The organism is Brevundimonas sp., from assembly GCF_031082345.1.
Taxonomy (GTDB): domain Bacteria; phylum Pseudomonadota; class Alphaproteobacteria; order Caulobacterales; family Caulobacteraceae; genus Brevundimonas.
In genome coordinates, this window is sequence record NZ_JAVHLH010000022.1 from 1 (window position 1) to 18,629 (window position 18,629).

The 18,629-nt window shown below is 68.4% G+C and carries 14 protein-coding genes; 4 read left to right on the plus strand and 10 right to left on the minus strand.

The features are described from left to right. The 4 genes from RDU12_RS02700 to RDU12_RS02715 form a co-directional block, all read right to left on the minus strand. The coding region (locus RDU12_RS02700) for a farnesyl diphosphate synthase (protein ID WP_308684058.1) at positions 1 to 848 on the minus strand (848 nt) is incomplete at its 3' end. Between the two features lie 35 nt (positions 849 to 883). Further along, complete coding sequence (locus RDU12_RS02705) at positions 884 to 1,237, minus strand: tRNA-binding protein (RefSeq protein WP_300291480.1); 354 nt, start codon at positions 1,235 to 1,237, stop codon at positions 884 to 886. Next, on the minus strand, positions 1,237 to 1,485 hold the full coding sequence (locus RDU12_RS02710) for an exodeoxyribonuclease VII small subunit (protein ID WP_300291479.1): 249 nt from the start codon (positions 1,483 to 1,485) through the stop codon (positions 1,237 to 1,239). Before RDU12_RS02710 ends, RDU12_RS02705 begins: the two co-directional genes overlap by 1 nt. A gap of 33 nt (positions 1,486 to 1,518) precedes the next feature. Then, positions 1,519 to 2,853 (minus strand): SurA N-terminal domain-containing protein, encoded by a 1,335-nt coding sequence (locus RDU12_RS02715; RefSeq protein WP_308684055.1) that lies wholly within the window; start codon positions 2,851 to 2,853, stop codon positions 1,519 to 1,521. Positions 2,854 to 2,985: 132 nt separating this feature from the next. On the opposite strand from RDU12_RS02715, the gene tpiA reads away from it, so the two are divergent. From tpiA to RDU12_RS02730, 3 genes are all read left to right on the plus strand, one after another. Beyond that, positions 2,986 to 3,735, plus strand: a complete 750-nt coding sequence (gene tpiA, locus RDU12_RS02720; RefSeq protein WP_300293088.1) for a triose-phosphate isomerase — start codon at positions 2,986 to 2,988, stop codon at positions 3,733 to 3,735. Positions 3,736 to 3,825: 90 nt separating this feature from the next. Further along, entirely contained in the window at positions 3,826 to 4,245 is a 420-nt protein-coding gene (gene secG / locus RDU12_RS02725; protein WP_308684056.1) for a preprotein translocase subunit SecG, read from the plus strand. Positions 4,246 to 4,334: 89 nt separating this feature from the next. Then, positions 4,335 to 5,987 carry a CTP synthase gene (locus RDU12_RS02730; protein ID WP_300289346.1) on the plus strand — a complete coding sequence of 551 codons (1,653 nt, stop codon included), beginning with the start codon at positions 4,335 to 4,337 and terminating at the stop codon, positions 5,985 to 5,987. Positions 5,988 to 6,210: 223 nt separating this feature from the next. Here the strand turns inward: RDU12_RS02730 and RDU12_RS02735 are convergent, their stop codons facing one another. The 3 genes from RDU12_RS02735 to RDU12_RS02745 form a co-directional block, all read right to left on the minus strand. Then, complete coding sequence (locus RDU12_RS02735; protein ID WP_300289347.1) at positions 6,211 to 6,786, minus strand: fasciclin domain-containing protein; 576 nt, start codon at positions 6,784 to 6,786, stop codon at positions 6,211 to 6,213. Positions 6,787 to 6,806: 20 nt separating this feature from the next. Beyond that, a complete protein-coding gene (locus RDU12_RS02740; RefSeq protein ID WP_300289348.1) occupies positions 6,807 to 7,691 on the minus strand; it encodes a hypothetical protein in 885 nt (294 codons plus the stop codon). A 115-nt stretch (positions 7,692 to 7,806) separates the two neighbouring features. Continuing rightward, positions 7,807 to 8,835: a helix-turn-helix domain-containing protein gene (locus RDU12_RS02745; protein WP_300289349.1), complete on the minus strand. Its 1,029-nt coding sequence runs from the start codon at positions 8,833 to 8,835 to the stop codon at positions 7,807 to 7,809. 424 nt (positions 8,836 to 9,259) lie between these two features. Between RDU12_RS02745 and RDU12_RS02750 the strand changes: the two genes are divergently transcribed. Next, the gene (locus tag RDU12_RS02750; RefSeq protein WP_300289351.1) at positions 9,260 to 16,813 is read left to right on the plus strand and encodes an Ig-like domain-containing protein; all 7,554 of its coding nucleotides are present in this window, start codon (positions 9,260 to 9,262) and stop codon (positions 16,811 to 16,813) included. A 145-nt stretch (positions 16,814 to 16,958) separates the two neighbouring features. Here RDU12_RS02750 and RDU12_RS02755 read toward each other — a convergent pair whose 3' ends face one another. The 3 genes from RDU12_RS02755 to RDU12_RS02765 all read right to left on the minus strand — a co-directional run. After that, positions 16,959 to 17,435, minus strand: a complete 477-nt coding sequence (locus RDU12_RS02755) for a hypothetical protein (RefSeq protein WP_300289352.1) — start codon at positions 17,433 to 17,435, stop codon at positions 16,959 to 16,961. Next, positions 17,432 to 17,917 carry a hypothetical protein gene (locus RDU12_RS02760; protein WP_300289353.1) on the minus strand — a complete coding sequence of 162 codons (486 nt, stop codon included), beginning with the start codon at positions 17,915 to 17,917 and terminating at the stop codon, positions 17,432 to 17,434. Before RDU12_RS02760 ends, RDU12_RS02755 begins: the two co-directional genes overlap by 4 nt. Continuing rightward, the coding region (locus RDU12_RS02765) for a hypothetical protein (protein WP_308684057.1) at positions 17,914 to 18,629 on the minus strand (716 nt) is incomplete at its 5' end. The genes RDU12_RS02760 and RDU12_RS02765, both read right to left, overlap by 4 nt.

Sequence of the window (18,629 nt, forward strand, 5' to 3'; positions counted from 1 at the left end):
AAGTCCACACTGGCCTTGAGGATTTCGGCGTCGGGACCGAAGGCGTCGAGATGGGCGCGCGCCTGATCGGCCAGATGGGCGACCCTGTGGCGCGCCGCCTCGACCCCCAGCAGGGTGACGAAATTGGTCTTGCCCTGGCCCGCGTCCTTGTTGGCGGCCTTGCCCAGCAGGTCCTCGTCGCCCTCGACGTCGAGCAGGTCGTCGACGATCTGGTAGGCGAGGCCGATGTCGTGGGCGAAGCTGGTCAGGGCCTGGCGCTGGCTCTCGCGGGCGTCGGCGATGATCAGGGGGATCTCGAAGGCGTAGGTGAACAGGGCGCCGGTCTTGAGCCTCTGCATCCGCGCCACGCCGCCGAGGTCGTCGCGCACGCCCAGCAGGTCGATCATCTGGCCCCCGGCCATGCCGCGCGCGCCCGAGGCCAGCGACAGACGGGCGGCGAGCTCGCACCGGACGGCCGGATTCTCGTGGGTGTCGGGATGCAGCAGGATGTCGAAGGCGGCGGTCTGCAGGGCGTCGCCGGCGAGGACGGCGGTGGCCTCGTCATAGGCCTTGTGAACCGTGGGCCGACCGCGGCGCATGTCGTCGTCGTCCATGCAGGGCAGGTCGTCGTGGACCAGGCTGTAGGCGTGGACGCATTCGAGGGCGCAGGCGGCGCGCAGCACCGGCCGTTCCTCTATATCGAACAGGGCGGCGGCCTCGAGCGCAAAGAACGGCCGCAGGCGCTTGCCGGGCCCGAGCGCGGCGTAACGCATGGCCTCGGTCAGGCGCGATTCCGGCCCGTCGGCCCGGGGCAGCAGCTCGTCGAGGGCGACGGTGACGAGGTCGGCGGTCTCGGCCACCCGGTCGATGACCCCCTGCTCGGGGGAGTTGGCGGCGAGGAGGGTCAGAACAGCCTCCCGCCCACCGGGATGTCGCGATCGACGCCGACCAGCACCACCTCGCCGACCGCGTCGGGGAAGCCGAGGGTCAGGACCTCGGACATGAAGGGGCCGATCTGGCGCGGCGGGAAATTGACCACGGCCGCGACCTTGCGGCCGACCAGCTGCTCCGGGGTGTAGTGAACGGTGATCTGGGCCGACGACTTCTTCACCCCGATGTCGGGGCCGAAGTCGATGGTCAGCTTGAAGGCGGGCTTGCGCGCCTCGGGGAAGGGGTCGGCGGAGACCACCTGCCCGACGCGGATGTCGACCTTCATGAAGTCGTCGAACGAAATCCGCTCGGCCGGCGAGCCGGACATCAGTCGAACCCGGCCGGTTCGACGCCCTTCGCCTGGCCGTCGGGGCCGACGACGATCTTCTCGACGCGCAGCTGGGCGGCCTTGAGCCGGTCCTCGCAATGGGCCTTGAGGCGCGCGCCCTCCTCATAGAGGGCGATCGATTCCTCGAGCGGGGCCTGGCCGGACTCGAGACGGGAGACGATCTGTTCGAGACGCTGCAGGGCGTCCTCGAAGCTGAGCTCGGCGGGAATGGGGGCGGCGTCTGTCATCGGCGGCGACCCTAGAGGGGGGCGTCCCCCGCCTCAAGTACGCCGTTCGTAACGGCGCTGGGACCAGTATTTGTAGCCTTGGTTGTGGACCAGCTTCCAGCCGTCGGCGCGCAGGCGGCGGCCGACCATGTGGTTGAAATAGCCGTGGGCGAGAACCAGCACGTCCTGGCCCGACTCGGCGCGGGCGATCAGGGCCTGGGCCGCCTGTTCGGCGCGGACCTCGGCCTGGGCGCGGGTCTCCTGACCCTCGTGGTGGTTGAAGGCGTGCCACCAGATGCGGGCCACCGCGCCCCAGTATTTCGGCGGCAACTTGAACCAGGAGGGGAAGCGCGGCGGCGGCAGGGGCGCCTCGATGAACAGGGCGTCGCTCATCACCTCGCGGCCGGCGGCGATGGCGGCGGCGGTTTCCTGGGCGCGCGGGCGGGTCGAGGCGTAGATGGCGCCCGCGCCCTCGGCCGTGGCCAGCAGTTCGGGCGGCGGGGTCTGGCCGGCGCGCAGGGCGGCGGCGATGCGTTCGGCCGCGGCGCGGGTCGGCGCCGTCAGGGTCGTGAAGGTCCGACGCTCCGGCGCCGACAGGGTGTCCTTGCGGAATTCGTAGCGGGCCTGAATCTTCTCTTCGCTGATAGCGATATTCTGATCGGCCGGGTTGGAGAAGACCACCAGGGTGCCGGAACGCAGCTCGGGCGTGCGCAGCTGGGCGGCGTTCTGGCTCATGAACGAGCTCAGCTGGGCGTCGGTGGGCCGCGGCGCGGTTCCCGCCATGGACTGGGTCAGGATGAACCAGCGACCGTCACGGGTCTGCTGGTTCAGGTTGGCGTACAGGGCGCCGTAGACGCGCGGCAGCCGCAGTCCGGTGACCAGGGCCGAGCCGTAGTGGGCGCGGCTGTACTCGTCGCGGATTTCCTGTTCGATGCGCGCCGGCGTCATATTGGCTTCGGCCAGCTTGCCCTCGTATAGGCTCTCGCTGAACTGGTTGGTGACCGGATCGAAGAAGGCCGGATAGGAGCGGATTTGACGCAGGATCAGCTCATTGCCGGGCCGGACGCCCGCCTTCCAGGCCCAGGCGAAGAAGGCCAGTTGTTCGGCGCGGTCCTTCAGAATGGCGCCCATCGGCGCGCGCTCGAGCAGTTCCTCATAGGTGATGGCGCGGCCCTGCTGCGCCTGAAGCTGCTCGAGACGGTTGTCCATCTCCGCGCGGAACTCCGCCGGGTTCAGGCTGCGGTCGCCGGCCGAGACGACCTTGGGCGCCTGCAGGCTGCCCAGCAGGTCCGTCTGCGTGCCGCCGGTGACGAGCAGGCCCAGCGCGACGAGCACCAGCAGGCCGATCGCCCACTTCGACTTCGCGAAATTGCGGAACATGGAGATCATGGGGAAGCGGTCCTGGACGGAGGGCGGCGACGATGGTCGCTCCGGCCTATAGGGGGTGACAGGCCGCCACGGCAAGACAATGGCGACGCGCGACGGCTTGGCTTGGCGAAATCCTCCGCCTAGAGAGGCCGTATGAAACAACCTGTGAAGCTGATCGCCGGCAACTGGAAAATGAACGGTCTGGGCGCGAGCCTGGAGGAGGTCGCGGCCCTGCGGCGGTCTCTGGATGAGCAGACGGCGGCGTGCCGGGTCGCCCTGTGCCCGCCTGCGACGCTCGTCGAACGCATGACCGCCGCCGCGCGGGGAAGCGCCATTGAGGTCGGGGGGCAGGACTGCCGGGCCGAGACCCACGGCGCCTTCACCGGCGGCGTATCGGCCGAAATGCTGAAGGACGCGGGCGCCGGTCTGGTCATCGTTGGCCACTCCGAGCGCCGCCAGGAATTCGGCGAGACCGATCAGCTGGTTTCCGCCAAGGCCGAGTCGGGCGTTCGCGCGGGCCTCGCCCCGATCGTCTGTGTCGGCGAGACGCTGGAACAGCGCGAGGCGGGCCGCGCCGTCGAGATCGTCCGCGCCCAGATCATGAACTCGCTGCCGCAGGCCGTGCTCGGAAGCGATTTCGCCGTGGCCTATGAGCCGGTCTGGGCCATCGGCACCGGTCTGACGCCGACGCTGGAGCAGATCGAGGAGGTCCACCGCGCCGTTCGCGCGGCCATGATCGAACGGCTGGGTCTCGGCAGCGCCGCCGCCCCGATCCTCTACGGCGGCTCGGTCAAGCCGGACAACGCCCGCGACATCCTCGCCGTCCCCGAGGTTGGCGGCGCCCTCGTCGGCGGCGCCTCGCTGAAGGCCGTCGACTTCCTGCCGATCATCCGCGCGGCGTAAGGGCCACAGAGCCCGTTTGCTCCCGTCTCCCATCAATGTTAGACGCCGCCGCTTGAACGGCGCGGCTCCGCGCCACACATATCGGCCGCCATGCTCCAGACCATTCTCCTCGTCGCCATGATTCTGATTTCGGTCACGCTCGCCGGCGTGATCCTGCTTCAGCGCTCCGAAGGCGGCGCGCTGGGCATGGGCGGCGGCCCGTCGGGCTTCATGACCGCCCGCGGCGCTGGCAATCTGCTGACGGTGACCACGTGGTGGCTGGCGGCCGCTTTCTTCGCCTGCGCCATCGGCCTGACCATCGTCGGCAACGTCAGCCGCTCCAGCCAGTCGATCGTCGACCGCGACGCCGTCGGCGCGCTCGCCGCGCCTGCCGGGACGGACGCTGAAGCGCCGGCCCAGGCCGATCCCGCCACGGCCCCCGCCCAGCCGGCCGGTCCGTCGCTCGACGACTTCCTGAGCTCGACGCCCTCGGCCCAGCCCGCCCCGGCCCAGCCGGCGCCGGCGCAATAGGAGTGGGCGGGGCTCTTATCCCCGCCTTCCGCTCCCGCCCTCATAGTCTCCGCATTACGCCGCTCGAATCAGCGGTAGAGTGATCTCCCATGGCCCGTTACGTGTTCATCACCGGCGGCGTGGTTTCCTCATTGGGAAAAGGCCTCGCTTCCGCCGCTCTCGGCGCGCTCCTGCAAGCGCGCGGCTACAAGGTGCGTCTGCGCAAGCTTGACCCCTATCTGAACGTCGATCCGGGCACGATGAGCCCGTATCAGCACGGCGAGGTCTTCGTCACCGACGACGGGGCCGAGACCGACCTCGACCTGGGCCACTACGAGCGCTTCACCGGCGTCTCGGCGGCCAAGTCCGACAACATCACGACCGGCCGCATCTATTCGACCATCCTCGAGAAGGAGCGGCGAGGAGACTATCTGGGCGCGACGGTGCAGGTCATCCCGCACGTCACCGACCAGATCAAACAGTTCTGTCTGACGCCCGCCCTGACCGACGACGGCGAGGACGTGGACTTCGTGCTGGTCGAGATCGGCGGCACGGTCGGCGACATCGAGGGCCTGCCGTTCTTCGAGGCCATCCGCCAGTTGGGCCAGGACCTGCCGCGCGGTCAGTCGTGTTTCGTGCACCTGACCCTGCTGCCGTACATCAAGACCGCCGGCGAGATGAAGACCAAGCCGACCCAGCACTCGGTCAAGGAGCTGCGCTCGATCGGCATCCAGCCCGACATCCTGCTGTGCCGCTGCGAATATCCGATCCCGCCCGAGGAGAAGCGCAAGATCGGCCTGTTCTGCAACGTCCGCGAAAGCGGCGTCATCCAGGCCATGGATTCGGCCGACATCTACGCCGTGCCGCTGGACTATCACCAGGAGGGGCTGGACGCCGAGGTGCTGGCACATTTCGGCATCACCGACGCCCCCGCGCCCGACCTGTCGCGCTGGCAGGAAATCGCCCGCCGCCGCCTTCACCCCGATGGCGAGGTCACAGTCGCCGTGGTCGGCAAGTACACGGTGCTCAAGGACGCCTACAAATCCCTCATCGAGGCGCTGCACCACGGCGGCGTGGCCAACAACGTCAAGGTCAACATCGACTGGGTCGAGGCCGGCACCTTCGAGGGCGACCGCGAGGCCTGCGACGCTCGTCTACAGGGCGCTCACGCCATCCTGGTGCCCGGCGGCTTCGGCTCTCGCGGGGCCGAGGGCAAGATCCAGGCGGCCCGTTTCGCCCGCGAGCGCAAGATTCCCTATTTCGGCATCTGCTTCGGCATGCAGATGGCGGTGATCGAGGCGGCCCGGAACCTCGCCGGCTTCCCGGAAGCCTCCTCAACCGAGTTCGGCCCGACATCAGAGCCGGTCGTCGGCCTGATGACCGAGTGGACGCAGGGCAATGAGCGGGTGAAACGCGAGTCGGGCGGCGATCTGGGCGGGACGATGCGGCTCGGCGCCTATGATTCGACCCTGAAGCCGGGATCGAAGATCGCGGAGATGTACGGCTCGACCACCATCAGCGAACGCCATCGCCACCGCTACGAGGTCAACATCAACTACCGCGAAGCCGTCGAGCAGAAGGGCGGCCTGATCTTCGCCGGCCTGTCTCCCGACGGCGTCCTGCCCGAAACCGTCGAGCGCGAGGACCATCCGTGGTTCATCGGCGTGCAGTATCACCCGGAACTGAAGAGCCGCCCCTTCGCCCCGCACCCCCTGTTCGCGGGCTTCATCGGGGCCGCCGTGGTGCAGAGCCGCCTGGTCTAGCGTTGACCGGTCCCGGGCGGGGCGGGCGGCTCGAGACCCTCGAACAGGCGCCGCTGGTTACAGCGCAGGCAGACCCGCGTTCCCGGTTGACTGCGACTGTCGACGAACTGATGGCCCTTCCACATGCAGTGCAGGGACTGGAACATGCGACGGCCTCCGGTTCACTTCCCTGATACGCCTCGCCGCGCGGCAAAGCTATGAGGGAGTCGGGCGCGCCGCGAACCTAGGTCGCCGGCGGGCTGGCCGCGGACCGCAGCAGCACGGCGTCGACCGGTTGCATCACGCCATTGCTCGCCAACCGCTCGTCGCCGGTCAGGCGCCCACGCGCGCCGCCCTCCGAGGTCGCCACGATCGTCGATCCCTCGCGCGAGAAGGTCAGCAGTGTATTGGCCATGGTCCGCATCTGGACGCTGCCGTCGGCGTCGCCAGCCAGGGCGGCCTCGATATCCGCGCGGGTCAGCGCTCCCGGCACGATGTGGGCCTGCAACAGGGCCGCGCTCTCGGCGCGTCGGCTTTCGTCCGTGACGTCGGTCAGGGCGCCGTCTTCAGGGAAGGCCGGATCGCCGGGTGCAAACAGGGTGTATGGCCCGACTCCGTCCAGAACCCCGGACAGGCCCGCGTTGGTTGCGGTCCGACCCAGAATGCTGAACCCGGCCTCGGCCCGCAGCGTCGCCGCCAGGGTGCGCGAAGAGGGCTGGACCTCTTCGGTGGTTTCCGCGGTCTTCTCATTGTCCGCGCCGCAGGCCGCGAGCAGAACGACGGCGAGGGGCGTCAGGGCCCGGCGCATCAGGGTTCGCATATCTATCTCCCGGTCGAAATTCAGGTGAGCAGCTGGATGGCGGCCTGGACCAATTGGGTGGTGGGATCGACCTGATAGACATAGCCGTCGTTGTACCGGTACTGGGCGGCGGCCGTATCCGCGTACCGGTCGCGCCAGGCGTAAGGCACATTGTAGACGTCATAGCCGGCGGGCATCGGCTGACCGACCGAGATCGGCTGTCCGGTCAGCAGGGCGACGACCTGGGTGATCGCCTGGGTCTTCGGATCGACGCCGAACAGCGCCCCGTTGGCGTAGCGATAGTCGGTCGGGGCGTTCAGCCGGAAATAGTCCGTGTAATACTGCGGGGCCGGCTGATAGGCGAACTGCGAGGGCCATACCGCTCCGGGCGCCAGGGCCCCGCCCAGCGCCGGCAACCACCCCTTCACCGAGCCGCTCGGGTCGAGTTGGTAAAGGTAGCCGTCGTCGTAGCGCCAGTCGCCGTCACGGTCGCCGCCCCACAGGTCGGCATAGCGGGCGCGGGCGATCTTGCGTTCCTGCCCCGGCGGCAGACAGCCGTTGTCGCGCTTGGCCAGCCCCGGCGGGCAGCCCGCGATCAGGCCGCGATCAGGCTCGGCCCGGAACACGGCGCGAACGGCGTCATCGAGGTCGCGCTCAATCCGGGCCGGTCGATCGTCACGCCCTTGGTCCTGTCCCCGGGCGGCTCCGCGCGCCACCTCACGGACGTCGGGGAGGTTCGGCCGGTCGTCGCGGGTCGCGCGCTCCGGGCCGCGTCCCCGCGCCTCATCACCGCCCCGCGGCTGGGCGCGCTCTCCGCCGTTGCCGTTGCCCTTGCCTTGACCCTGGCCGGGGTTCTGCGCTTCGGCGGCGTGGGGAAGGCTGATCGCCAGAACCAGCGCTGCGGCGGTCGGAATGAACTTGTTCATGGGAGGCAACCTCTCGTGGAGGTCGGTCAAACGTCCGGGCGGGTCCAACCGTTCCTCGACCGGCGTTCGCCCGGGAGGCGATGGCCTTGCGTTGCAGCGGACGACGGTTCTGCCCTCAGGCTGCGCGGCCTCTCATCCAGCCCAGGACCAGATCGTAGCGCATGTCGTCCATCTGGCCCGGCGTCGGCGCCCGGCCCGCCCGCACCGCACCGGGCGCCTCCCCATAGGCCGCTCTGAAGAGTCGGCTGAAATGGGATTCACTGACGAAACCGTGTGAATGGGCGATTTCGGCGACTGTGGGGCTGCGCCCGACTCGTTCCATGAGCGCGAAGCGTGCCCGGTGGAGGCGCCGCCGCCTGATATGGCCGTTGATCCCGCCGTTGTCGGCGAAAGCCCGGAACAGGGTCGCGCGTGAAACACCGAGGGCGCCGATCAGACTGCCAATTCTGAGGTCGGGATCGATGAGTTGGCGGTCGATCAGGGCGGTGGCTGAGGCGCGGATGCCGGCATAGACCGTGCGGGTCTGCTCCGGTGCAAGCCGGCCGGAGTTCAGAAAGGCCTTTTCCGCGAGCATCAGGGCCGCCTGCACCGAGGCGATCCCCTCTTCGCATCCCATGCGGGGCGCGGCGGCGCAGAGGGCGGTCATATGGTTGATCAGGACCCGTCCGATGGCGGGTCGGTCATCGATGGAGGCGCCGTGGAAGCGCGGCTCCAGAATCCAGGCCGGGGCCACTTCGCGGGGGATGGCGATCGTAATTGCATCGACCTGGGCGACCCGGGCGCCCGAGGGTCTGGCCAGGTGGCGGACGTGGACCGTCCCGGGCCGGCCGCTGACGCGCACGCCATCGATGTCGCCGTCCATGCCGGCCAGGTCGAGCAGCAGGACCACGCCGTCCAGATGAGATCGCCTGATCTCGTGAACGCCCCTCACGAGGACCTGTCCGATCGACCGCCCCCGGCCAACGACATAGTCGCCGAACTGGCAGATCATGTTGTCGGTGAAAAAGCGCGGCAGGGCGGCTTCCTCGAAACCCGTGGCGCCGTACCAGTCCGCCAGTCCGTCGCGATAACGGTCGAGCGCGTCGACGTCGTTCGCCGCGGAAATGTTCCATCGCGCGATATTGGTTGGGGAGGGGACAGTCATGGGTCTCCTGATCGCGACGCTGCGGCTCACAAGCTATGCACGAGCGATGCGGACCCAAGGGCGACATGTAACGGCGCCGATGCACTGAGAGCAAGGTTCTATGAGTCCGGCCTCGTTGGTCCAAACCGTTCCCGTAACAGGAGAAAATCCGGCGTTTTTTGCTCGGGCGGTCGCGATTTTGAGACGGACAGGCATACTTTGAGATTCAGACTTCGTTTACCTCACATGCGGTGCGGCAGTCCTTTTCTCACGGGAGTTGAGCGGGACGACCTCATGATCGCTTCGAATCCGGGGCGATGGGGAGGGGCAGGAATCAGCAGGACGGCGTAGGTGCGCCACCGGATGACTCGCGGGCTGGGCCCGGCGGTCGCCCGGGCGTCCCCGCTCGTTCGCCGCCCCGCGACACATAGCAAGGGGCGAACACATGGCTGCCAAATCGAAATCCGGCGGGAACACCATCTCCGGCACGGCCGGAAATGATCACCTGAACGGCGGCGCGGGCGCCGATGACCTCCAGGGGCTCGGCGGAAATGATCGCATCAATGGCGGCTCGGGCGCCGACATCCTCGACGGCGGTGCGGGCAACGACATCGTCAGCGGCGATTCGGGCGATGACCTGCTGATCTACGACATGGGCGAGAACGCCGGGTCGACCGACACCTACGACGGCGGCTCGGGCCGCGACACCCTGCAGCTCGAGATGACCCGCGCCGAGTGGCAGAGCCCGGAGGTCCAGGCCGACATCGCGCGCTATCTGGCCTTCCTCGCCGAGGTCACCCACCCGGTGAACGGCCAGGCCAACAATCGCAACTTCACCTTCTCTTCCGGGCTCACGGTCTCCAAATTCGAGAGCCTGAGCGTCATCGTCGACGGCGTCGCCATCGACCCGCGCGACGAGGCCGTGACCCTGGCCGACGACGTGATGAGCGCCGGCGAGGAGACCGCCTCCATCTCCGTCGACGTGCTGGTCAATGACAGCGTGCCGGACCTGATCGCCAGCCTGACCAACACCCAGCCGACGCACGGAACGGTCTCCCTGACCCAGACCCAGGGCGCGCCGGGATCGCCCGACACGGCCAGCTTCATCTACACGCCGGACGCGACTCATTGGCAGCACCTCGCCGAGGGCGAGACGGCGACCGACACGTTCACCTACACCGTCACCGATTCGGACGGCGACGTGCAGACCGCCACCGTCACGGTGACCATCACCGGCTCGAACGACGCGCCGACGCTCGGGGCCGTCGTGTCCGAGGGCGCCGTCGTCGAGGACGGCGCTTCCAGTGCGAGCGGCTCGATCGCCTTCGCGGACGTCGACCTTCTGGACAGCCATTCCGTCACCAGCCAGGCGAACGGCGCCGGCTATCTGGGGGTCTTCTCCGCCGGGGTGGCCGACGCCAGCACGGGCGACGGCGAAGGCTCGGTCTCCTGGAGCTTCTCGGTCGACAACGCCGCCATCCAGTATCTGGCCGCCGGCGAGACGCTGACCCAGAGCTACACCGTCACCATCGACGACGGGAACGGCGGCACGATCGACCAGATCGTCACCGTCACCCTCACCGGCACGAACGATGCGCCGGTGATCACCACGGCCGACGGCCACGGATCCGTGTCCGAGACAGAAGTCGCCGGTGTGCCGGCGTCCACGACCCCGGTCATGCTGGACATCGAGACCAACGACGCCTTCGCGACGGCCCAGTTGATCGACCGCGCCGATCTGCGCGTCGCCGACAACGCCAACCTGGCCGACGACGCCGATCCCTCGATCGAGATCCAGGGCAACATCGCCACCCGCGACGATCAGGATGTCTACCGCATCGACCTGCGGGCCGGTGAAACCCTGACGCTCGACATCGATTTCGCCGGTCTCATCCCCGGAGGCGGCGGCCTGGACAGCTTCGTCTTCCTGTACGACGCAGCCGGCAACCTGATGAATTTCAACGATGACTCGTCCACGGCGGCGGGCGGCGGCGGTTCGACCTACACGCAGGACTCCTTCCTGCAGTTCGTCGCCGGCCTGGACGGAACCTTCTACATCGTCGTCAAGGACTTCGATCAGTTCGGCCAGTCCTCGGCGGGAACCTATTCGCTCAACGTCAGCGTCGACAGCCAGAACCTGCAGCTGACCGACACCGGCTCGATGACCTTCTCGGACGTCGATCTGGCCGACGGTCACACCGTGGGCGTCACGGCCCAGGACGCCGGCTATCTCGGCGCGCTGACGGCCGTGATCGCCGACGACAGCACCAACGACGGGACGGGATCCGTCAACTGGACCTTCTCCGTCGCCAACGCTGCGGTGCAGTTCCTCGGCGCGGGTGAAACGCGGATCCAGACCTACACGGTCACCGTCGACGACGGACAGGGCGGCACGGCCAGCGAGACGGTCACCGTCACGATCACCGGCGAGAACGACGGACCCGTCATCTCGACGGCGTTCTCCGCCGGACAGATCACCGAGAACGGCGTCCCCTCGATCGATGGCGTGATCGCCTTTGACGACGTCGACCTGATCGACAGCCACACGGTCAGCGCCGAGGCGGCGACGGCGGGATACCTCGGAACCTTCACCGCCGTGATCAGCGACAGCGCCACCGGCGAAGGCGCCGGCGAGGTCACCTGGACCTTCTCGGCGACCGACGCCGAGCTCGCCTACCTCGCGGAAGGCCAGTCGCTGCTGCAGCGCTACATCGTCACGCTCGACGACGGCAACGGCGGCACGACCCAGCAACTGGTGAACATCACCATCGTCGGAACCAACGATGCGCCGACGATCACCTCGGCGGTCGCCACGGGCCATGTGGTGGAGGATGCGAACCTGTCCGCCTCCGGCGCCATCGCCTTCTCCGACGTTGACCTTCGGGACGCCCACGCGGTTTCCAGCGCGGCCAACGCCGACGGATACCTGGGCACGTTCTCCGCCGTGCTGGCGGACGACAGCACGGACGACGGCGAAGGCTCGGTGAGCTGGAGCTTCACGGTCGACAACGCCGCCATCCAGCATCTGGCGGCGGGCGAGATCCTGACCCAGAGCTACACCGTCACCGTCGACGACGGCAACGGCGGCACGGTCGACCAGACCGTCACCGTCACCCTCACCGGCACGAACGACGCCCCGGTGGTGCAGGGCGTCGCCGCCAATGCGACGGAGGACGGCGCGCCGGTCACCGTCGCCTTCTCCGCGGATGACGTGGACAGCGACGACGACGCCGGCACCCTGACCTACGCCATCACCTCGGCGCCCGCCGAGGGCAGCGTCGTCAACAACGGCGACGGCACCTTCTCCTTCGACCCGGGGGCCGATTTCCAGGACCTCGCCGAGGGCGAGACCCGCGAGATCACCTTCGGCTACGACGCCACGGATGCGCACGGCGCCACGACGGCGGGGTCGGTGACGATCACGGTCACCGGAACCAACGACGCGCCCGTCACGGGCGATGTCGAGCTGGGTGGAACGTCGGTCGGCGTCGGCTTCCCGCTCGTCTTCGGCGGCTACTATAATTACGCCGCCTACAATCAGGACAGCGGAGAGGTGGTCTTCTCGCTGATCGATACCAACGGCGACGGGATCGTCGACGCCCCGGGCTCGTCTTCGGAACTCGCCGACAACGCCCAGACCTACGATGTGAACTACGGCCTGGCAGTCGGAGACGTTGACGGCGACGGGGACGTGGACGTCGTCGTGGCCACCAACCAGGGACTCGTCTCGTACACCAACGTTGGCGACACCAACGGCGACGGGGAGGCGAATTTTGTCCGGTCGGTCCTGACCAACGGATTCGCAGGATATGATGTTGCGCTCGGCGACCTGGACGGCGACGGTCGTCTCGATCTCGTGGCGTCGCGATACAACACTCTGACTGAGCTGCTGAACACCGGCGACGCAAACGGCGACGGGCTGGTTAACGACTTCGCGGCGCGAACGGTCGCCACGGGCGGCCAAGGCAATGCCTACGGCATCTCGACCGCCGACATGAACGGCGACGGTCTCACCGACGTCATCGTCGCCAACTACGTCCAGGGTCCCAACCAGATTCTGCTGAACCAGGGCGACACGGACGGCGACGGACAGCTCAACTACCGGGTCCAGAATCTCAACGGCGTCTACAATATCTACGGTATGGGCGCGACCACCGGCGATATCGACGGCGACGGCGACCTTGATCTTCTGATCTCCCGCTGGAGCAACCAGAACGAGGTCGTCTACATCAATGACGGCGATACGAACGGCGACGGCCTGATCGACTTCAGGACCATCGAACTGCCCACCGGCGGCTACACGATGGAGAGCGAGCTTATCGACATTGACGGCGACGGCGACCTCGACGTCGTTACGTCGGACCTCGGCGGGACCGCTCGCATCGCCTACAATCAGGGCGACCCGAATGGCGACGGTCTGGTCGAATTCTCGATTCAGACCGTGACCGGCGCCAGCGGCAACTATGGCGTGGCGGTTGGCGACGTCGATGGCGACGGCGACCTCGACATCGTCTTCCCTTCCCTCAATACGAATGGCGCGGTCTACCTGCAGAATCAGGGAGACACGGACGGGGATGGCCAGCTCAACTTCGCCCGCGTGTCGTTGACCGGGGTCGAGCGTTCCTGGGATGCCGAGTTCACCCCGAACGGCGGCGGCGGCGGCGGTTCGGGCGCTTATGAGGACGGCCCGGTCGTGACCGGGGCCTTCGTCGGCGACGACGTCGACAGCGATGACGACGGCGCCACCCTGACCTACACGATCACCTCGGCCCCTTCGGAAGGCAGCGTCGTGAACAATGGCGACGGCACCTTCGGCTTCTCGCCCGGTGACGATTTCCAGGACCTGGCCCAGGGCGAAACGCGGACGGTGACCTTCACCTACACCGCCACCGACGCCCATGGCGCGGTCTCCGAGCCCAGCACCGTCACGATCCGGGTCGCCGGCACGAACGATGCGCCGGTCGCGGCGGTCGACACCGCATCCGGCGCGGAAGACGCCTCGGTGACCATCAACGTGCTCGCGAACGACACCGACGTCGATGGCGAGACGCTGACCATCACCCACGTCAATGGCGCCAATATCGGTGTCGACGGGACGGTCGCCCTGGGTGGCGGCGCCAGCGTCCGCCTCAACGCGGACGGCGCCCTGACCTATACGCCGGCCGCGAACGCCACCGGCCTGCAGTCCTTCTCCTACACCGTCAGCGACGGTGTCGGCGGGGCGACGACGGCCACGGTCGAGGTCGACCTCACCCCGGTCAATGACGCCCCCGTCAGCCAGCCGGACGCCGCCTCGACCGATGAGGACACCACCCTGGTGCTGACGGCGACGAGCCTGCTCGCCAACGACACCGATCTGGACGGCGATGCGCTCGTGATCTCGTCGGTCTCGGCCGTGTCCGCGCGCGGCGCCAGCGTCTCCATCAACGCCGCCGGCGACGTGGTCTATAACCCCGGCGTGTCGGCGGAACTCCAGGCGCTGAGCCGTTCACAGCAGGTGACGGACACCTTCACCTATGTCGTGACCGATGCGGCCGGGGCGACCTCCACCGCGACCGTTACGATCACGGTGGAGGGCCAGCTGGAAGCGCCCGTGGCCAACCCGGACACCGTCACGGTGTCCCAGAACGGTCAGGCGTCCGGCGACGTGGTCGCCAACGACATCGTCACCGGCTCGACCGACAACAGCGGCAACGTGCTGGTCAACGGCAGCTTCGAAGACGGCCATTCGGTCGGACCGGGCGGGCTCGACTATCCGGCCAGCCTGCCGGGCTGGACCTCCGTCCAGGGCTCGTTCGAGGTCTGGGGAACCGGCTTCCTCGGCAATACGGCCAGCGACGGCACGGCGTTCTTGGAACTGGACAACGGCGGCGGCCAGGACGCCTACAGCAGCAACCTGACCACCGACGTGGGGCGTGAATACACGCTGGCGTTCGACCTCGCGCTGCGCAACGGCACCTCGGCGATCAGCAACCGGGTCGAGTTCTTCGTCAACGGCGTGTCTCTGGGCGTCTTCACGCCGCCTTCGACCACCTTCACCACCTTCACCGTCAGCTTCATCGGCAGCGGCTCCGACGTCATCACCTTCCGTGAGCCGGCGAACGCCAACGACGGCGTCGGCGGCCTGATCGACAACCTCCGCATCGCGGCGGACGCCGATGTGTTCGTCACCGCCGTGGACGGCGACGCCGCCCTCGTCGGGGCGGAGGTCGAAGGCTCGAACGGCGGGGAGTTCATCCTGCAGTCGGACGGCAGCTACACCTTCGACACCGACGGTGACTTCGCCCACCTCGGCGTTGGAGAAACGGCCACCACCTCGGTGACCTACACCGTCACCGACGACGGCGGATCGGCCAGCACCACCCTGACCGTCACGGTCGAGGGCGAGAACGACGGCCCGGTCGCCGCCGATGACGCCGTCGCGGCGGTCGAGGACCAACCGATCACCTTCGACGTGCGATCCAACGACAGCGATGTCGACGGGGACACGCTGACCGTGACCCACATCAACGGTCAGGCGATTTCGGCCGGCGGCTCGGTTGCGCTCGGCGGCGGGGTGCTCAGCCTGAACCCCAATGGCTCGCTCACCTACACGCCGGCGGCCAACGCCAGCGGCGAGGTCGACTTCACCTATACGGTGGCGGACGGCTTCGGCGGCGTGGCCACCGCCTCCACCACCATCAATGTGGCTGGCGTGGCGGACGCCCCGGTGCTCGCGGTCGGATCCTCGACCGTGCTGAACCCGACCGTCGGTTCGGCGATCCAGACGACCGTCACCCTTGCGGCGGGCGACACGGTTTCGTTCAACTGGGACTTCGTGGCCCACGACTACATGCCCTTCAACGACTTCGCCTTCGCCTCGGTGAACGGCGCGGCCTATATGCTGGGATCGGTCCAGGTCGTTGGAGATTACGGCACCACGGGCTGGAAGACCTTCACCTTCACGGCGACGGAGGCCGGGGAGTACAGCTTCGGCGTCGGCGTCTCGAACGTGAACGACAGTTCGCTCAACTCGCACCTGCTGGTCGACAATCTGCAGGTCAACGGCGTCACGATCTCGAGCTTCGAAACCGGCTTCACCGGCTGGACCACCCTGGGCTCCGTCGGCGTCCAGGGCGCCCACGATGGCGTCACGCCGACCCACGGCGGCCAGATGGCCTATCTGGACTCCGCGTCGTTCTCGGCCGCGGCCATCGAAAGCTTCCTCGGCCTCGTGCCGGGGCGTCTGGCCCGGATCGCCGAGGCGGCCGGTCAGCAAGGCGACGAGGTGACCGTTCCGATCTCCATGACCTTGGGGGCGGGCGAGGCGACGGAGGACTCCTACGTCGTCATCACCGGCTTCCCGGAGGGTTCGACCTTCAACTTCGGAGCGCTGGACGCGAGCGGCGGCTGGCGGGTCCCGGCCAGCGATCTGGGCGGCAATCTGCTGATCAACACGCCTGACGACTATTCGGGCTCGTTCACCCTCTCCGTTGTGGGCGCCACCTACATCGACGAGAGCGGGTCCCTGGCCAGCACGGCGGCGCAGACGATCACGGTGACCATCGACCCGGCTCCGTCCGCCGTCGTCGCGGAGGCGGCCCCCCTGGTCATGTCGTCCAAGCCGGCGCCGGAAGTCTCTCCCCAGTCGGACGACGACGCCTTCGTCATGCCGCCGGTGGACGACACGGAGCCCATGGTTCTGCCGGGACTCTCCGGGACGGAACTGCAGCTGAGCGATCCCGCCGACGGTCCCACTGTCGGCGACACGTCCCTGACCCTGTCCGGCGACGGTTCGTTCACCTATGGCGACGACCTGTTCGTCCTGCCGGCCATCGCTGACCTGGAGCCCCTGGTTCTGCCTGACGTCTCCGGGACGGAATTCCTGCTGACCGAACTCGCACTTCCCGCCGGACGGATGAGCGGAGACATGTTCCTGAACCTGTCCACCGACGGTGCGCTCTCCTACAGCGGCGACCCGGCGTCTCGTCCGCTGGGCGACCTCGACCTCTGGAGCTAGGCCGCCCCGGTCTCCGGCGTCAGATCGCTGACGCCGGAGACGCCTTCTGTATGCCGGGATCGGTCGGAGCGCGGGCTGATCAGCCCAAGGAAACTCCCCACGATCAGGCTGGCTACGCCCAAAGCGACAACCAGGAGCGAAGTATTCATCCGCCTGCGGGCGCTGGGACAGGCGCCGAGGTTGTGCCGGATGCGGGAGCGGCCACTTCGGTCGAAAACAGCTCCAGCTTTCGATCACCGGAGGAGCCGCGCACCGTGGCGGTTCGCTGGCCCACCGAAATCAATCGCCATCCGTCGAGCATCTGACCGACGGAAACTCCCTCCACCTGTCCCGTCTCGGCGCTGCGCAGATAGGCGCGTCGACCAGCGAGACCAACGAGGACCGGTGCGGCCTCGGCCACGGCTGGCGCGGCTTCGATGGCGGCCGCCGGCTGCAGTCGGAGCGCGAAACCCGTGACCGGACCACCATTGCGGGCCGAATGGTCCGCGCCAGGATAACGCTCGGCGGCTGGCGTCGGCTTCGGACGCGCCGCCTCCACCGGCCAGACCAGCAGGGCGAGGGTGACGACGGCGCACAGGCCGAGCAGCCCCGGCAACCAGTGGCGGGCGAAAAGGGCCTTCACGCGATCACCATCAGCAACACCAGGGAGACCGTGCCTTCGCCGTCCGACCCCAGACCCAGGGTCATGGATTTCAACCGGACGGCTTCGCGGTTGACCGCGATCCAATTGGCCACGGCCGCCGTCGCCGCTGCATCCCCGCGGGCCTGAACGCGCACCTCGGCGAGATGCAGTCCACCGCCGAGCGGCCGAAGCGTCGCGGCCTCGGCCGAGAGAACGGCCAGGCCGAGCTCGCCCAGACGACCATTGAGGTATTCCCCGACGGCGATTTGCGCATTCGCGCCGTTTCGCCGAAGCAGGGGCTGACCAGCGGTCCAGGGACCGGAGCCCTTCGCCGAGGAGAGCGCGACCGCAGCGGCGCTGTCTCGTGCCGACGCGACTGCCTGCAGGTCGCCGCCGATGGCGACGGCGGAGACCAGAGCGACACCGGTCAGCCCGAGGGCCGCAACGCCCGCGGCGCGATGCAACCAGACTTTCCGGTTCATCCGCACACCTCGCTCGGGAACACCAGTGTCTGGCCGTCTGCGGACGCGGCGTCTGCCGGGGGCAGGTCCAACGCCTCGCCGAGGGCGGCGACCTCCGCGCCGGGGGGCAGGGCTAGGGTCACGCGCTGCGGGTCGGCCGATACGCTGGAGACCGCCAAACCGCCAGGACGAACAGCAGCCACCCGGGCGGCCACGCACAGGAAGCGGGTCGAGGCGTCGGCGCGTTCAAGCGCCAACCACTCGCCGCGCGCCGAAGCGCGCAGCTCCGCGAGCCGGGCTTGCTGGGCCGTCTGCCGCTGTTCGGCGGCGATCTCAGGCAAACGCTGGGCGCGCCACTGCTCGGCCCGGATGTTGCCGGCCAAGACTACGGCGGCGAGGCCGAGGCAGACCAGAGCCGCCCGGGGGGCATGCTGGAGCCAGCGCGTTTCACGGCCGTCGACCGCGCCGCTGTTGCGGAATCTGAACCTGACCTCCTGTCCGTCTATGCTGGCGGCCGCGACCACGGTCCGCTGCGCACCGAAAGCCGGGTCGGCGAGCGCCGAGCGGCGCAGGATCCCCAACGCATAGAGGGTCTCGCCGGCCTCGGCGCGGAGCGGGACGAGGTCGAAGACGGTGTCGGCGGCGGGCAGGGGGGATAGCCGGTCCAGCTGCAGGCGCACGATCGAACGCGCCTGCCGCGGCGAGCGCGTCGGCAGGCGCAGCACGCGCGTCA

What these genes read in the sequence shown, in the direction of transcription:
- RDU12_RS02730 (WP_300289346.1), top strand. Translation starts at nt 4,335, where the DNA reads ATGGCCCGTTACGTGTTCATCACCGGCGGCGTGGTTTCCTCATTGGGA.
- RDU12_RS02740 (WP_300289348.1), bottom strand. Translation starts at nt 7,691, where the DNA reads ATGAACAAGTTCATTCCGACCGCCGCAGCGCTGGTTCTGGCGATCAGC.
- RDU12_RS02715 (WP_308684055.1), bottom strand. Translation starts at nt 2,853, where the DNA reads ATGATCTCCATGTTCCGCAATTTCGCGAAGTCGAAGTGGGCGATCGGC.
- RDU12_RS02760 (WP_300289353.1), bottom strand. Translation starts at nt 17,917, where the DNA reads ATGAACCGGAAAGTCTGGTTGCATCGCGCCGCGGGCGTTGCGGCCCTC.
- RDU12_RS02735 (WP_300289347.1), bottom strand. Translation starts at nt 6,786, where the DNA reads ATGCGAACCCTGATGCGCCGGGCCCTGACGCCCCTCGCCGTCGTTCTG.
- secG (WP_308684056.1), top strand. Translation starts at nt 3,826, where the DNA reads ATGCTCCAGACCATTCTCCTCGTCGCCATGATTCTGATTTCGGTCACG.
- tpiA (WP_300293088.1), top strand. Translation starts at nt 2,986, where the DNA reads ATGAAACAACCTGTGAAGCTGATCGCCGGCAACTGGAAAATGAACGGT.
- RDU12_RS02750 (WP_300289351.1), top strand. Translation starts at nt 9,260, where the DNA reads ATGGCTGCCAAATCGAAATCCGGCGGGAACACCATCTCCGGCACGGCC.
- RDU12_RS02705 (WP_300291480.1), bottom strand. Translation starts at nt 1,237, where the DNA reads ATGTCCGGCTCGCCGGCCGAGCGGATTTCGTTCGACGACTTCATGAAG.
- RDU12_RS02745 (WP_300289349.1), bottom strand. Translation starts at nt 8,835, where the DNA reads ATGACTGTCCCCTCCCCAACCAATATCGCGCGATGGAACATTTCCGCG.
- RDU12_RS02710 (WP_300291479.1), bottom strand. Translation starts at nt 1,485, where the DNA reads ATGACAGACGCCGCCCCCATTCCCGCCGAGCTCAGCTTCGAGGACGCC.